Source organism: Ectopseudomonas composti, assembly GCF_001567565.1.
Classification (GTDB): Bacteria; Pseudomonadota; Gammaproteobacteria; order Pseudomonadales; family Pseudomonadaceae; genus Aquipseudomonas; species Aquipseudomonas composti_A.
Genome location: NZ_LSSW01000028.1, coordinates 302,875 through 317,017, shown reverse-complemented (window position 1 = coordinate 317,017; position 14,143 = coordinate 302,875). Strand labels below are relative to the sequence as shown.

The window sequence follows — 14,143 nt, the reverse complement described above, 5'->3', positions numbered from 1 at the left end:
CACTCATGCTGCATACCCTCGCCGTCGCCAACTACCGCTCGATCAACCGCCTGATCCTGCCGCTGGGTCGGCTCAACCTGATCACCGGCGCCAACGGCAGTGGCAAATCCAATCTCTATCGTGCCCTGCGCCTGCTGGCGGAAACCGCGCAAGGTGGGGTAGTCAATGCACTGGCCCGCGAGGGCGGCCTGGAGTCGAGTTTCTGGGCCGGGCCGGAGAAGGTTTCGCGGCGCATGCGCAATGGCGAGGTAGCGGTGCAGGGAGGTCCGCGGCAAGGCGCGATGCGCCTGCGCCTGGGCTTCGCCGGAGACGATTTCGGCTACAGCATCGCCCTGGGCCTGCCCGAATCGAACTCGGGTGAGGATCGCACCACGCCAAGTGCATTCGCCCTCGACCCGGAGATCAAGCGCGAGTGCATCTGGGCCGGCGCCAGCTACCGGCCGGCGTCGCTGCTGGTAGATCGCGCCGGAGCCATGGTGCGCATGCGTGAAGGTCGCAGCTGGGAGGTACTGGCCCAGCATGTGCCGAACTACGACAGCCTGTTCGATCAGATCGGCAATGACCCCAACTGCCCGGAAGTCTTCCAACTGCGGGAAACCATCCGCCGCTGGCGCTTCTACGATCATTTTCGCAGCGATGCCGACGCCCCGGCGCGGCAACCGCAGCTGGGCACCCGTACGCCGGTGCTGCATCACGATGGCCGTGATCTGGCCGCCGCACTGCAGACCATCCGCGAGATCGGTGACCCTGCCGCACTGGATGCCGCCATCGAAGACGCCTTCCCCGGCAGCCGCCTGCGCATCGATTTCCAGGCCGGTGGGCGCTTCGTCGTCGAGCTGCATCAGGAAGGATTGCTACGTCCACTGGGAGCCGCTGAACTGTCCGATGGCACACTGCGCTACCTGCTGCTGGTCGCCGCCCTGCTTACGCCGCGACCGCCGTCACTGATGGTGCTCAACGAGCCGGAAACCAGCCTGCACCCGGATCTGCTGCCGGCACTCGGGCGCCTGATCATCGCCGCCTCGCGGCAGACCCAGGTGTGGGTGGTGTCCCACGCCAGCCGCCTGATCGCCACGCTCAGGGAAAGCCCCGAGTGCAACATCCTGGAGCTGGACAAGCAGCTCGGTCAGACCTGCATTCGCGGCCAGGGCATGCTGGACGAGCCGCCCTGGCACTGGCCGGATTGAGTCGTTCGCAGCCCCGTAGGGTGTCGCCAGGCCACCCAGGCCGCGCACAGCGGCTGCCAATACCACCCGCCATCGACGCATGACTGCGGTTCTGCAGAATGCACAGCGCGCCCTGTCCGTCGCACAATTGCGTCCGGGTCAAATCCGGGGCCACTGGTCAGCGCTTTCGCGGCTGAAGCCGCTCCTGCAGGCGCACTCGGGCTCAATGGCCGTCGAGATAGCGCTCCACATCCAGCGCCGCCATGCAGCCGGCACCGGCCGAGGTAATCGCCTGCCGGTACACCGAGTCGGCCACGTCCCCGGCGGCGAACACGCCGGGGATGCTGGTCGCGGTGGCATTGCCTTCACGCCCGCCATTGACCACCAGGTAACCGTCCTTCAGCTCCAGCTGGCCTTCGAACAGGCTGGTATTGGGCGTGTGGCCGATGGCGACGAACAGGCCATCCACGTTCAGCTCACGATAAGCGCCGCCGTACTGCTTGAGGCGCACGCCGGTGACGCCGCTGGCGTCGCCCAGCACCTCATCGACCTCGGCATTGAGCTGTAGCTCGATCTTGCCCTCGGCCACCCGCGCCTGCAGCTTGTTCTGCAGGATCTTCTCGGCACGAAAGGCGTTGCGCCGATGCACCAGCGTCACCTTGCTGGCGATATTGGCCAGGTACAGCGCCTCTTCGACCGCCGTATTGCCGCCGCCGACCACCGCCACCTCACGGCCCCGATAGAAGAAGCCGTCGCAGGTCGCGCACGCGGAAACGCCACGGCCCATGAATGCTTCCTCGCTGGGCAGCCCCAGGTAGCGCGCACTGGCGCCGGTGGCGATGATCAGTGCATCGCAGCTGTAAGTGGCACTGTCACCGACCAGGGTCAACGGCTTGCCGGCGAGATCCACGGCGTTGATGTGATCGAACACGATCTCGGTCTCGAAGCGCTCGGCATGCTCCTGCATGCGCTGCATCAGTGCAGGGCCGGTCAGGCCATGCGGGTCGCCCGGCCAGTTGTCCACCTCGGTGGTCGTCGTCAGCTGGCCGCCAGCCTGGATGCCGGTGATCAGCAGCGGCTTCAGGTTGGCGCGCGCGGCATACACGGCCGCGCTGTACCCGGCGGGGCCGGAGCCCAGAATGATGACGCGGGCATGACGAACAGCGGACATCGCTAACTCCTCGCGGGCCTACAGGGCCGGCTGGCGAAATAAAAAGGGACTCTCGAAGCACTAGGGGAAGGCTTGGAAGGATGAGAGCCCCGCAAAAGGGAAACTGCGGGCAAGGCTATCGAGCACGCAAAGACAGAGGAAATACCCATTACCAATTCCACGCATAGAGTCCGACTATGGCTGCAAAGTTGAACCTGACCACAGGCCTGAACTTTCGCCGCAGCGACGAAGTCGGTATGGTCGCGCGCATCAACCACTCAGGAGGCCGCCATGCCCGCCGCTCCCGTTCTGTCTGGCCCGCAATACCTGCGAGAAGGTCTGAAGCTGGTGCTCAGCCCCGGCCTGCGTCTGTTCGTACTCCTGCCACTGACGGTCAATCTGATCCTGTTCGCCGCCCTGATCGGCTTCGCCGTCAACGAGTTCAGTGGCTGGGTCGACACCTTCATGCCCAGCCTGCCGAACTGGCTGAGCTTCCTGCAGTACATCCTCTGGCCCTTGTTCGTGGTGCTGGTATTGCTGATGGTGTTCTTCACCTTCACCCTGCTGGCCAACATCATCGCTGCGCCGTTCAACGGTTTCCTCGCCGAGAAGGTCGAGGTGGTAGTGCGCGGCGAAGACCACTTCCCGCCCTTCAGCATCGCCGAGCTGACCGCCATGGTGCCACGCACCCTCGGCCGGGAAATGCGCAAGCTGGCCTACTTCCTGCCGCGCGCCATCGCCCTGCTGATCCTCAGTTTCATCCCGGTGGTGAATCTGATTGCCGCACCACTGTGGCTGCTGTTCGGCGTATGGATGATGGCCGTGCAGTACATCGACTACCCGGCGGACAACAACAAGATGAGCTGGCAGGACATGCTCGCCTGGCTGCGCGAAAAACGCTGGCAGAGCCTGAGCTTCGGCGGCATCACTTACGCCGCGCTGCTGGTGCCGGGCCTGAACATCCTGATGATGCCGGCGGCGGTGGCCGGGGCCACGCTGTTCTGGGTACGCGAGCGCGGCTAGCCGCCCCGTCACAAAGACGCAACGCGAACGTCACAAACCTTACATCGCACAGGCAGAGACTGCGTACATGAACGCATCCTCTCTGCATGTCGCGCTGATCAGCGAAACCTTCCCGCCGGAAATCAACGGCGTGGCCAACACCCTCGGCCGCCTGGTCGATGGCCTGCGAGGCAACGGCCATCGCGTGCAATTGATACGGCCACGCCAGGAGCTCGATCAGGAGCAGGACGGCAACGACGACCTGCTGCTCACTCGTGGCTGGCCGCTCCCCGGCTACCCCGGCCTGCAATGGGGCCAGTCGTCGCTGCACAAGCTGCTCAGACGCTGGCAACAGCAACGCCCGGACGTGCTCTACATCGCCACCGAGGGTCCGCTGGGGCTGTCCGCGCTGCGGGCCGCCAGACGCCTGACGATCCCGGTGGTCAGCGGCTTTCACACCAATTTTCAGCAGTACACCGGGCACTACGGTATCGGCCTGCTGACGCGGGCGATGACCAACTACCTGCGCTGGTTCCACAACCGCACGCAACTGACCCTGGTACCGAGCATCGGCCAGAAGGTCGATCTCGAACGTCGTGACTTCGAACGCCTGGCCCTGCTCGCCCGTGGGGTCGACAGCCAGCTGTTCCATCCACGCCGGCGCAGCGATGCCCTGCGCGAAAGCTGGGGTCTGGGGCCCGATGACCTGGCCGTGCTGCATGTCGGGCGTCTGGCCGCAGAGAAGAACCTCGGTCTGCTGGTCAAGGCCTTCCACGCCCTGCAGGCAACTCACCCGCAGCGCCGCATGCGCCTGATCCTGGTGGGTGATGGGCCGCTGCGTGCAAGCCTGCAGGCGCAGCTACCGGAGGCGCACTTCTGCGGCCTGCAACGAGGGGAAGCGCTGGCCACACACTATGCCTCGGGCGACCTGTTCCTGTTCCCCAGCCTCTCGGAAACCTTCGGCAATGTGGTGCTGGAGGCCCTAGCATCGAGCCTGGGCGTGGTGGCATACGACCAGGCAGCGGCCGCCCAGCATATCCATCACGGCCACAACGGCATGCTCGCCCGCCCCGGAGATGAGGCCGGCTTCTGCGAAGCGGCCTGTGACCTGCTGGGTGACACGGAGGTATTGCGGCATATCCGCCTCAACGCCCGTCGGCACGCCAGCCACCTGAGCTGGGACGGCATCGTCACGCTGTTCGAGCAACACCTGCGCAATGCCATGCAGCCGGTGCCCGAGCGGACCCAGCCGGTAAACGTCGACACCCCGGTGGCGATCCCGAGCAAAACGTCGGAGCACTGATACATTCCCCATAGGGTGCGCCGTGCGCACCGGGACCAGCCACGATACCGAGCACGGCGCCCCCTCAACCAGCAGCCATAAAAAAGCCCCGATGTGCCGGGGCTGGGAAAACCAGGCGCCGGCTCGCGGCGCCCTGGAAAGCCAGGTTCAGACCAGCGTGGTCAACGCCTCGCGACTGAACGGCAGGATGTCCTGCTCGCGACCTTCGCGCACCTTCAGCGCCCAGTCCGGGTCGACCAGCAACGCGCGCCCCACCGCTACCAGGTCGAATTCCTGCTTGTTCAGGCGCTCGAGCAGATTCTCGAGGCTGGCAGGCTCGGCCACCTTGTCGGTCTTGACCATGAACTGCAGGAACTCGCCATCCAGGCCGACGCTGCCGACGGTGATGGTCGGCTTGCCGGTGAGCTTACGTGTCCAGCCGGCCAGGTTGAGGTCGCTGCCTTCGAACTCCGGCTCCCAGAAACGGCGGGTCGAGCAATGGAAAATGTCCACGCCAGCATCGGACAGCGGCTTGAGGAAGGCTTCCAGCTGCTCCGGGGTCTGCACCAGACGCGCGGTGTAGTCCTGCTGCTTCCACTGCGAGTAACGCAGGATGATCGGGAAGTCCGGGCCGACCGCCGCGCGCACCGCCTGGATCAGCTCGATGGCGAAACGCGAACGCGCCGCCAGGTCGCCACCGTAGCCATCGGTGCGCTGGTTGCTGCCTTCCCAGAAGAACTGGTCGATCAGGTAACCGTGGGCGCCGTGGATCTCCACGCCGTCCATGCCAATGGCCTTGGCATCGCGTGCAGCCTGGGCGAAGGCGGCGATCACCTCATCGATATCGGCCTGGGTCATGCCATGCACCACCACTTCGCCGTCCTTGAGCTTTTCCATCGGCCCATAGCCGGGCACGCTGGCATCCGGCTCGGTGCCCAGGCGCCTTACGTTGCCGACATGCCAGAGCTGCGGGACGATCTTGCCGCCTTCGGCATGTACGGCGTCGACCACCAGCTTCCAGCCGGCCAGGGCATCTTCGCCGTAGAAACGCGGCACGTTCGGATACCCATTGGCGGCCTTGTGCCCGACCGTGGTGCCTTCGGTGACGATCAGGCCCACGCCCGCAGCCGCGCGGCGACGGTAGTACTCGATGACCTGGGCATTGGGTACGCCACCGGGAGAGAACGAACGGGTCATCGGCGCCATGACCACACGGGTCGGCAGCTCCAGGTTACCGAGGCGGAACGGGGCGAACAGGGCTTGAACGGGAGCGCTCATCATCTTTCCTCTGGGGTTGAAGGGTAATCAGGCCTGCAGCAAACGCTCCAGGCGGGTGACGAAAGCTTGCAGCGGCTGCTGGTTGCGGCCGACCTTGAGGCGGGCCAACACGCCCTGCCAGGCATCGCTGATGAAGGTGGCGAGGTTGCCGCAGTCCTCGTCGGCCGGCAGTTCACCGGCTGCCTGCGCCTGCTCCAGGCAGCCGCGCAGGATGTCCACCGATGCCTGCTGGATGGCCGCGACTTCAGCGCCGATCGCCGGCAGCATCTCGCTCATCTCGAAACTCAGGCTGCCGATGAAGCAGTGGTACTGCGGCGTCTCCTGGCGGGCGAAATGCGCCAGCAGCTCACGGTAATAGCCAAGGATGCGCGCCCGCGGGCTCGACGCCGGATCATTCAGCGCCTGGGCGTATCGCGCCAGACGCGGGCGATAGATGAAAGCCAGCGCCTGCAGGGCGAAGTCTTCCTTGCTGGCAAAGTAGTGATAGAAGCTGCCCTTGGGAATCCCGGCCGCCTGGACGATCTCCAGCACGCCGGTGCCGTGATAGCCGCGCCGGGTCATCACCGCCGAGCCTTTGCTCAGGATCAGGTCGCGCTTGTCGAGTCGAATGCTGTTCATGGCGCCGAGCATATGACCGGTCGTCTCGCTCGGCACAGCACTATTGATATTGGTGATTGAGGGTTAGAACGGAACACCTGAATGGACGGATCTTTCGAGGCGGATACCAGGTGGGGAGCCATGGGGCGTGATCGACCAGGTAAAAAACCAGTCGCAGAACATGAAGCAACCACAAACCTGTAGGAGCGGCTTTAGCCGCGAAATGCATCGCGGCTGAAGCCGGTCCTACAGCTCGCCCAGGCCGCTCTGCCAGCTATTTTCCGGACGAACACAAGGACTGGAGGGATGCTGTTCTGCTGGATCGACAAAGCGTGATCCACCCTACGCTCAGGGTTGCAGCCAGATCAGCGAGGCGAAACGCCCAGTGCGGGCGCTGCGCCGATAGGAATAGAAACGCGGGTCGTTGTAGGTGCACAGGCCACCACCACTGACGGCGGTAACGCCGATCGCAGCCAGGCGAAGGCGCGCCAGCTGGTAGATATCGGCCATGAACTTGCCGGCATTGACGCTGGGCACGAATGCGCTGGCAGCCTCGGCATGCTGTTGCACAAAGGCTTCACGCACTTCGCCGCCCACCTCGAACGCGGCCGGGCCGATGGCCGGGCCAAGCCAGACCAGCAGCTCCTGCGGCGCCACGTTCAGCGCCTGCACGGTCGCCTCCAGTACGCCACCGGCTAGCCCGCGCCAGCCGGCATGGGCCGCCGCCACGCGCGTCCCGGCGCGGTCGCAGAACAAGGCCGGCAGACAGTCGGCAGTCATCGCCGTGCAGGCGATACCGGGCGTGGCCGTCCAGTTGCCATCGGCTTCGATGACCAGCGCCGGGTCCGCTGACGCCACGACGATGCCATGCACCTGACGCAGCCAGGCCGGCTGGCAACCCAGGACATCGATCAGCTGTTGACGGTTGCTTGCCACGGCAACGGGGTCGTCTTCGACATGGTCGCCCAGGTTGAAGCTGTCGTACGGCGTCGCGCTGACGCCGCCGCTGCGCGTGGTGACGCAGGCACGCACATTGGCTGGCGCAGGCCAGTCGGGTGTCAGCCAGTCGTGGGCACTCACCCGACGAAGGCCTCGCGATCCTGACGCAGCAGGGTCAGCAGCCAAACCAGATCATCCGGCAGCGCCGACTCCCACTTCATGCGCTTACCGGTAGCCGGGTGATCCAGCTCGAGAAAGCGCGCATGCAGGGCCTGACGCGGAAACTCCTTGAGGCTTTGCACCAGGCTCTGGCTGGCCGCTGGCGGAATACGAAAACGCCCGGCGTAAACCGGATCGCCCACCAGCGGATAGCCAACATGGCTCATGTGCACGCGGATCTGGTGGGTACGCCCGGTTTCCAGCTTGACCCGCACATGGGTGTGCGAGCGATAGCGTTCGAGTACGCGGTAATGACTGATCGCCGGCTTGCCGCCGTCGGTCACCGCCATGCGCTGACGCTGGCTGGAGCTGCGACCAATGGGCGCGTCGATGGTGCCACCGGCGGTGATCACACCGATGCAGATGCATTCATAAATGCGGCTGACGCTGCGCTTCTGCAGTTGCTCGACCAGATTGGTCTGCGCCTGCAGGGTCTTGGCCACCACCATCAGCCCGGTGGTGTCCTTGTCCAGACGATGGACGATGCCGGCACGCGGCACATTGATGATGTCCGGCACGTGATGCAGCAGCGCATTGAGCAAGGTGCCGTCGGCGTGTCCGGCAGCCGGGTGCACGACCAGCCCAGCAGGCTTGTCGATCACCAGCAGGTGTTCGTCTTCGTAGACGATGTTCAGCTCGATGTCCTGCGCGATCCACTCGCCCTGCGCTTCCTGCTCGGCATCGAGCACCAGGGTCGAGCCGGCATGCACGGTATCGCGCGGGCGTGCCACGGCACCATCGACGGTCAGGCGACCGTCCTTGATCCAGGTGGAAAGCCGCGAACGCGAGTACTCGCCAAACAGCTGCGCAGCCACCTGGTCGAGGCGTTGACCGCCCTGTTCAAAGGGAACGATGGCCTGGAGTTGGATCAGCTGTTTATCTATAGAAGTCATCTTCGGCAACGGCGGGAGCCTGGCCTTTGGTTTCGGCGACAGGCTTGTGGTTAAATACGGCGTCTTTGCCCCAGGGTTTTCCGGGGGCGCTCATCATAACAGGACGGCCGCGCGGCCGTCACAGGGACGCAAGCCGCCATGCAAGTGAAACACCTGCTGCTGATCGCCATCCTCGCCCTTACCGCCGCCTGCTCTTCCAAGCAGCCGGAGGTCGATGAAAACCTCAGCGAGGTGGAGCTGTACCAGCAGGCCCAGGCCGACCTGGACAACCGCAGCTACACCCAGGCCATTGCCAAACTGAAGGCGCTGGAGTCGCGCTATCCGTTCGGTCGCTACGCCGAGCAGGCGCAGCTGGAGCTGATCTACGCCTACTACAAGAATGCAGAGCCGGAGGCCACCAAGTCGTCCGCCGAGCGCTTCATTCGCCTGCATCCACAGCATGCCAACGTCGACTACGCCTACTACCTCAAGGGCCTGGCGTCCTTCGACCAGGACCGTGGCCTATTGGCGCGCTTCCTGCCACTGGACATGACCAAGCGTGACCCCGGCGCCGCGCGCGACTCCTACAACGAGTTCGCACAACTCACCAGCCGCTACCCGACCAGCCGCTACGCGCCCGATGCCAAGCAGCGCATGATCTACCTGCGCAACCTGCTGGCCGCCTACGAAATACACGTTGGTCACTATTACCTGACCCGCCAGGCCTATGTCGCCGCCGCCAACCGCGGCCGCTACGTGGTGGAAAACTTCCAGGAAACTCCGTCGGTCGGTGACGGCCTGGCGATCATGACCGAAGCCTATCAGCGCCTGTCGCTGGACGATCTGGCTGCCACCAGCCTGGAAACCCTCAAGCTCAACTACCCTGATCATCCGAGCCTGGAAAGCGGCGAGTTCGTCCCGCTCGAGGAAGAATCCGACAACCGCTCCTGGCTGGCCAAGGCCACCCTCGGCCTGATCGAAACCGACACGCCGCTGCCACCGGGCGAAACCCGCGCCAGCCAGGACGTGATCCGCCAGTACGAAGACGCCGAGCAGCAGATTCCTGCCGAACTGCAGCAGGACGCCAAGACCGGCGAAACCGCCAAGAAGCGTTCGTTCTGGAGCTACCTGACCTTCGGTCTGTTCGACTGATCGCGGTGACAGTAAACAAGGGAGGCCAAGGCCTCCCTTTTTATTGCCCGTTTTCGAGTGAATATCGCAACGAGTACAGGCGCGCAGCCAGGAAACAGCGCACAGGCTGTCATGTGGATACTGTGCCGATGCACTCGGCTTGGCTAAACTGCCGGCTTTAAACGAACAGAAGAGCACAACATGGGTCTTTTTCGCCTGCTGTTCTGGATCGCGATCATCTTCGCTGCGATCTGGATCTGGCGCCGCTTCATCAGCAAACCCAAAAGCACTCGCCCCACCGAGGATGCCGCGGCCCCCATGGTGCGTTGCGCACATTGCGGGGTGCACGTGCCCAAGCCGCAGGCGCTGAACCAGGGTCAGCAGTGGTATTGCAGCCAGGCGCATCTCGAACAAGGCCCGCACACCGGTGACCGCTGACCTCAGCTTGCAAGCGGGTACTCAGGGACGGCGCATCCTCAGGCTCTATCACTTCTATCGCCTGAGCATCGGCCTGGCGCTGATTCTGTTGATTTCCAGCAATCTCGATTCGCAGTTGCTGGATGTCGTGCACATCGAGCTGTTTCGTACCGGCAGCTGGGTCTACCTGATCCTCAATATCTTCATCGCCGTACTGGTGCACAGGCCCAAGCACCTGATGCAGCTGTTCAGCCTGGCGCTGGTCGACGTGATCTTCCTCTCCGCGCTGTTCTACGCCGCTGGCGGCACGCCCAGCGGCATCGGCAACCTGCTGGTGGTGGCGGTGGCCATCGCCAACATCCTGCTGCGTGGGCGCGTTGGCCTGCTGATCGCCGCCATCGCCGCGATGGCACTGATCTACCTGACCTTCTATCTCAGCCTGAGCCGTCCCGCCGCGGCCGCGCAGTACGTGCAGGCTGGCGCACTCGGTGCCCTGTGCTTCGCCGGGGCCCTGTTCATCCAGGGCATCACCCGCCGCCTGCAGGTCAGCGAAAGCCTGGCCGAACAACGCGCGGCCGATGTCGCCAACCTGGAAGAACTCAACGATCAGATCCTGCAACGCATGCGCACCGGCATTCTGGTGCTCGACACCCAGCATCGCGTGCTACTGGCCAACCAGGGGGCGACGCAACTGCTCGGGCGCGGCGAACTCAGCGGCAAGATCATCGACCCGCACTGCCCCGAACTGGTCAAACGCCTGCAACAGTGGCTGCACAACCCGACCCTGCGCCCGGACAGCCTGCAAGCGCAGGTCGACGGCCCGATGCTGCAGCCCAGCTTCATTTCCCTGCAGCGCGGCGACCAGCAGCACACCCTGGTGTTTCTCGACGACATCTCGCAGATCGCCCAGCAGGCGCAGCAGCTCAAACTGGCCTCGCTCGGCCGCCTGACTGCCGGCATCGCCCATGAAATCCGCAACCCGCTGGGCGCGATCAGCCACGCCGCCCAGTTACTGCAGGAGTCGGAAGACCTGCAAGGCCCTGATCAACGCCTGGCGCAGATCATTCAGGACCACTCCAAGCGCATGAACCTGGTGATCGAGAACGTGCTGCAACTCTCGCGTCGGCGCCAGGCCGAGCCGCAACTGCTAGACCTGAAGTACTGGCTGCACCGCTTCGCCAGCGAGTTCCGCAGCTCGGCACCGTCTGACCGGCAGATCCACCTGGAAACTCAGGGCGGCAGCCTGCAAACGCGCATGGACCCACACCAACTGACCCAGGTACTGACCAACCTGGTGCAGAACGGCCTACGCTACAGTGCACAAAAGCACCGAGTCGGCCAGGTTTGGCTGCGACTGTTCCGCGACGAAGCCAGCGACCTGCCGGTGCTGGAGATTCTCGATGACGGCCCCGGCGTGCCACCCGAGCAGGAGCAGCACATCTTCGAGCCCTTCTACACCACCGAGAACAAGGGCACCGGCCTCGGCCTGTATATCTCTCGCGAACTGTGCCAGAGCAACCAGGCCCGCCTCGACTATAAACCTCGTGAAGGAGGCGGCAGCTGCTTCCGCATCACCTTCGCCCATCCGCGCAAACTGAGCTGAACATGAACCGTCAGAGAGCCCTGATCGTCGACGACGAACCCGATATCCGCGAACTGCTGGAAATCACCCTCGGACGCATGAAGCTGGACACCCGCAGCGCCCGCAACGTCAAGGAAGCGCGCGAATGGCTGGCGCGTGAACCCTTCGACCTGTGCCTGACCGACATGCGCCTGCCCGACGGCACTGGCCTGGACCTGGTGCAGCACATCCAGCAGCGGCACCCACAGGTTCCCGTGGCGATGATCACTGCCTACGGCAGCCTGGATACCGCGATCCACTCGCTCAAGGCCGGCGCCTTCGACTTCCTTACCAAACCGGTGGACCTGGGCCGCCTGCGCGAACTGGTCGCCACCGCCCTGCGCATTCGCTCACCCGAAGGGGAAGAAGCCCCGGTAGACAGTCGTCTGCTGGGTGACTCGCCTCCCATGAAGTCGCTGCGCAAACAGATTCAGAAGCTCTCGCGCAGCCAGGCACCGGTCTACATCAGCGGTGAGTCAGGCAGCGGCAAGGAACTGGTCGCCCGTCTGATTCACGAACAGGGCCCACGCGTGGAACAGCCATTCGTACCGGTCAACTGCGGCGCGATCCCTTCGGAGCTGATGGAAAGCGAGTTCTTCGGCCACAAGAAAGGCAGCTTCACCGGCGCCATCGAAGACAAGCAGGGCCTGTTCCAGGCGGCCAATGGCGGCACGCTGTTCCTCGACGAAGTCGCCGACCTGCCGTTGCCGATGCAGGTGAAACTGCTGCGCGCGATTCAGGAAAAAGCCGTGCGGGCCGTCGGCGGCCAGCAGGAGGTGGTGGTCGATGTGCGCATTCTCTGCGCCACCCACAAGGACCTCGCCGCCGAAGTCGCTGCCGGCCGTTTCCGCCAGGACCTCTACTACCGCCTCAACGTCATCGAACTGCGCGTTCCGCCGCTGCGCGAGCGGCGCGAAGACATCGCGCAACTGGCCAGCGTGATGCTCGCGCGCCTGGCCGAAGGCACTGGCCTTTGCGCCGCCAAGCTGCACCCCGACGCGCTGGAGAAACTGAAAAACTATCGTTTTCCGGGCAATGTGCGCGAACTGGAGAATATGCTCGAACGCGCCTACACCCTGTGCGAAGACGACCAGATCACCCCCAGCGACCTGCGCCTGGCCGACGCCAGCGGCCCGAACAGCGAAGCCGGCGAAGCCAGCCTGGCGCAGATCGACAATCTGGAGGATTACCTCGAAGACATCGAACGCAAGCTGATCATGCAGGCACTGGAGGAGACGCGCTGGAACCGCACGGCCGCCGCCCAGCGCCTCGGCCTGACCTTCCGTTCGATGCGCTACCGACTGAAGAAGCTGGGCATCGATTGACGCCCAGCCGCTGAGTTATTGCGCCAGCCGCCCGGCCGGCGCGTACGGCGCAGGATCAATGATCGGCTCACGCCCCAGCATCAGGTCGGCCAGCAATTGACAGGATGCCGGCGCCAGCACCAGTCCATTACGGAAATGCCCGCAGTTCAGCCATAGGCCGGGATGCGCAGGCAACTCCCCGATAAAGGGAATGCCCTCCGGCGAACCAGGGCGCAAACCGGCCCAATGCCCCACCACTTCGGCATCCTTGAGTGCAGGCAAAAGCTCCTCGGCAGAGGCCTTCAAGCTATCCAGCGCATTATCGGTCGGCGTCTTGTCGAACCCTGCATACTCCAGCGTGCTGCCAATCAGGATATGCCCGTCACGCCGCGGGATCGCGTAACGACCTTTGGCGAGCACCATGCTGGGCAGAAAGTCCTCGGCGCACTTGTAGAGAATCATCTGTCCTTTGACCGGCTCGACGGGTAATTCCAGACCAAGCGTCCCCAGCAACTCACCACTCCAGGCCCCGGCAGCCAAAACCACACGCTCGGCACGAACCTCACCCTCTGCGGTGGTTACACCACAGATCTGTCCGTCCTCCTGAATAAAGCCAGTGACAGGACAGTGCTCACGCAACTCCACATTCGGCATCGCCGCCAAAGCCGCACGCAGCGCCTTCACCAACCTGGGATTACGCACATTGGCCACACCCGGCATATGAATGGCACGCGCAAAACCATCCCCCAGAACGGGCACGCGCTGATACGCCTCAGCCACATCCACCGAAAACAGCGGCCGACCTTCACGCTCAGCCCAAGCCAGCGCTTCGGCCTCATCGTCCAGATCCAGCCAGTACAACCCGGTGACATGCACCTCGGGATCAATCCCGGTCTCATCCAGCAACCGCCGACCGAAGCCCGGATAGAAATCCTGCGACCAATGCGCCAGCGCCGTCACCGCTGCGCTGTAGCGCCAGGGGTAGAGCGGCGACACGATACCGCCACCGGCCCAGGAGGATTCGCGGCCGACACCCTGACGATCCAGAAGGAGCACCTGTTTACCGCGCAAAGCCAGCATATGGGCCGACAACAGCCCCAGCGCGCCACCACCCAGCACGATTACATCCAACAAATTCAATTACTCCAGATCGACTGGGAAAACT

At 64.2% G+C, this 14,143-nt stretch carries 13 protein-coding genes; 7 read left to right on the top strand and 6 right to left on the bottom strand.

The features are described 5' to 3' along the window. Positions 1-5: 5 nt before the first annotated feature. Positions 6-1,187: an AAA family ATPase gene (locus PCLY_RS16250; protein WP_061240669.1), complete on the top strand. Its 1,182-nt coding sequence runs from the start codon at positions 6-8 to the stop codon at positions 1,185-1,187. Between the two features lie 202 nt (positions 1,188-1,389). Here PCLY_RS16250 and trxB read toward each other — a convergent pair whose 3' ends face one another. Then, positions 1,390-2,337 (bottom strand): thioredoxin-disulfide reductase, encoded by a 948-nt coding sequence (gene trxB, locus PCLY_RS16245; RefSeq protein WP_061240668.1) that lies wholly within the window; start codon positions 2,335-2,337, stop codon positions 1,390-1,392. Between the two features lie 270 nt (positions 2,338-2,607). Here trxB and cysZ point away from each other — a divergent pair, with 270 nt between their 5' ends. Together cysZ and PCLY_RS16235 are read left to right on the top strand one after the other, a co-directional pair. Continuing rightward, positions 2,608-3,339 carry a sulfate transporter CysZ gene (gene cysZ / locus PCLY_RS16240; RefSeq protein WP_061240667.1) on the top strand — a complete coding sequence of 244 codons (732 nt, stop codon included), beginning with the start codon at positions 2,608-2,610 and terminating at the stop codon, positions 3,337-3,339. A gap of 67 nt (positions 3,340-3,406) precedes the next feature. Beyond that, on the top strand, positions 3,407-4,621 hold the full coding sequence (locus PCLY_RS16235) for a glycosyltransferase family 4 protein (protein ID WP_061240666.1): 1,215 nt from the start codon (positions 3,407-3,409) through the stop codon (positions 4,619-4,621). 147 nt (positions 4,622-4,768) lie between these two features. Here the strand turns inward: PCLY_RS16235 and PCLY_RS16230 are convergent, their stop codons facing one another. The 4 genes from PCLY_RS16230 to rluD form a co-directional block, all read right to left on the bottom strand. Beyond that, positions 4,769-5,878 (bottom strand): NADH:flavin oxidoreductase, encoded by a 1,110-nt coding sequence (locus PCLY_RS16230; protein WP_061240665.1) that lies wholly within the window; start codon positions 5,876-5,878, stop codon positions 4,769-4,771. 27 nt (positions 5,879-5,905) lie between these two features. Next, a complete protein-coding gene (locus tag PCLY_RS16225) occupies positions 5,906-6,496 on the bottom strand; it encodes a TetR/AcrR family transcriptional regulator (RefSeq protein WP_231740170.1) in 591 nt (196 codons plus the stop codon). Between the two features lie 327 nt (positions 6,497-6,823). Continuing rightward, complete coding sequence (gene pgeF, locus PCLY_RS16220; protein ID WP_061240663.1) at positions 6,824-7,555, bottom strand: peptidoglycan editing factor PgeF; 732 nt, start codon at positions 7,553-7,555, stop codon at positions 6,824-6,826. Continuing rightward, positions 7,552-8,526, bottom strand: coding sequence for a 23S rRNA pseudouridine(1911/1915/1917) synthase RluD (rluD, locus tag PCLY_RS16215; protein WP_061240708.1), 975 nt, complete (start codon positions 8,524-8,526; stop codon positions 7,552-7,554). The genes pgeF and rluD overlap by 4 nt, the downstream gene beginning before the upstream one ends. 138 nt (positions 8,527-8,664) lie before the next feature. Between rluD and PCLY_RS16210 the strand changes: the two genes are divergently transcribed. From PCLY_RS16210 to PCLY_RS16195, 4 genes are all read left to right on the top strand, one after another. Then, entirely contained in the window at positions 8,665-9,657 is a 993-nt protein-coding gene (locus PCLY_RS16210; protein WP_061240662.1) for an outer membrane protein assembly factor BamD, read from the top strand. 180 nt (positions 9,658-9,837) lie between these two features. Further along, positions 9,838-10,074, top strand: coding sequence for a PP0621 family protein (locus tag PCLY_RS16205; RefSeq protein ID WP_061240661.1), 237 nt, complete (start codon positions 9,838-9,840; stop codon positions 10,072-10,074). Further along, positions 10,064-11,656 (top strand): sensor histidine kinase, encoded by a 1,593-nt coding sequence (locus PCLY_RS16200; protein ID WP_061240660.1) that lies wholly within the window; start codon positions 10,064-10,066, stop codon positions 11,654-11,656. Before PCLY_RS16205 ends, PCLY_RS16200 begins: the two co-directional genes overlap by 11 nt. Positions 11,657-11,658: 2 nt before the next feature. Next, on the top strand, positions 11,659-12,999 hold the full coding sequence (locus PCLY_RS16195) for a sigma-54-dependent transcriptional regulator (RefSeq protein WP_061240659.1): 1,341 nt from the start codon (positions 11,659-11,661) through the stop codon (positions 12,997-12,999). Between the two features lie 15 nt (positions 13,000-13,014). On the opposite strand, the gene thiO is transcribed toward PCLY_RS16195, so the two are convergent. Continuing rightward, positions 13,015-14,094 (bottom strand): glycine oxidase ThiO, encoded by a 1,080-nt coding sequence (gene thiO / locus PCLY_RS16190; protein ID WP_269451542.1) that lies wholly within the window; start codon positions 14,092-14,094, stop codon positions 13,015-13,017. Between the last annotated feature and the right edge of the window lie 49 nt (positions 14,095-14,143).

Excerpts from the sequence above, each read along its gene's own strand:
- PCLY_RS16250 (WP_061240669.1), top strand. The coding sequence starts at position 6 with ATGCTGCATACCCTCGCCGTCGCCAACTACCGCTCGATCAACCGCCTG.
- trxB (WP_061240668.1), bottom strand. The coding sequence starts at position 2,337 with ATGTCCGCTGTTCGTCATGCCCGCGTCATCATTCTGGGCTCCGGCCCC.
- cysZ (WP_061240667.1), top strand. The coding sequence starts at position 2,608 with ATGCCCGCCGCTCCCGTTCTGTCTGGCCCGCAATACCTGCGAGAAGGT.
- PCLY_RS16235 (WP_061240666.1), top strand. The coding sequence starts at position 3,407 with ATGAACGCATCCTCTCTGCATGTCGCGCTGATCAGCGAAACCTTCCCG.
- PCLY_RS16230 (WP_061240665.1), bottom strand. The coding sequence starts at position 5,878 with ATGAGCGCTCCCGTTCAAGCCCTGTTCGCCCCGTTCCGCCTCGGTAAC.
- PCLY_RS16225 (WP_231740170.1), bottom strand. The coding sequence starts at position 6,496 with ATGAACAGCATTCGACTCGACAAGCGCGACCTGATCCTGAGCAAAGGC.
- rluD (WP_061240708.1), bottom strand. The coding sequence starts at position 8,526 with ATGACTTCTATAGATAAACAGCTGATCCAACTCCAGGCCATCGTTCCC.
- PCLY_RS16210 (WP_061240662.1), top strand. The coding sequence starts at position 8,665 with ATGCAAGTGAAACACCTGCTGCTGATCGCCATCCTCGCCCTTACCGCC.
- PCLY_RS16205 (WP_061240661.1), top strand. The coding sequence starts at position 9,838 with ATGGGTCTTTTTCGCCTGCTGTTCTGGATCGCGATCATCTTCGCTGCG.
- PCLY_RS16195 (WP_061240659.1), top strand. The coding sequence starts at position 11,659 with ATGAACCGTCAGAGAGCCCTGATCGTCGACGACGAACCCGATATCCGC.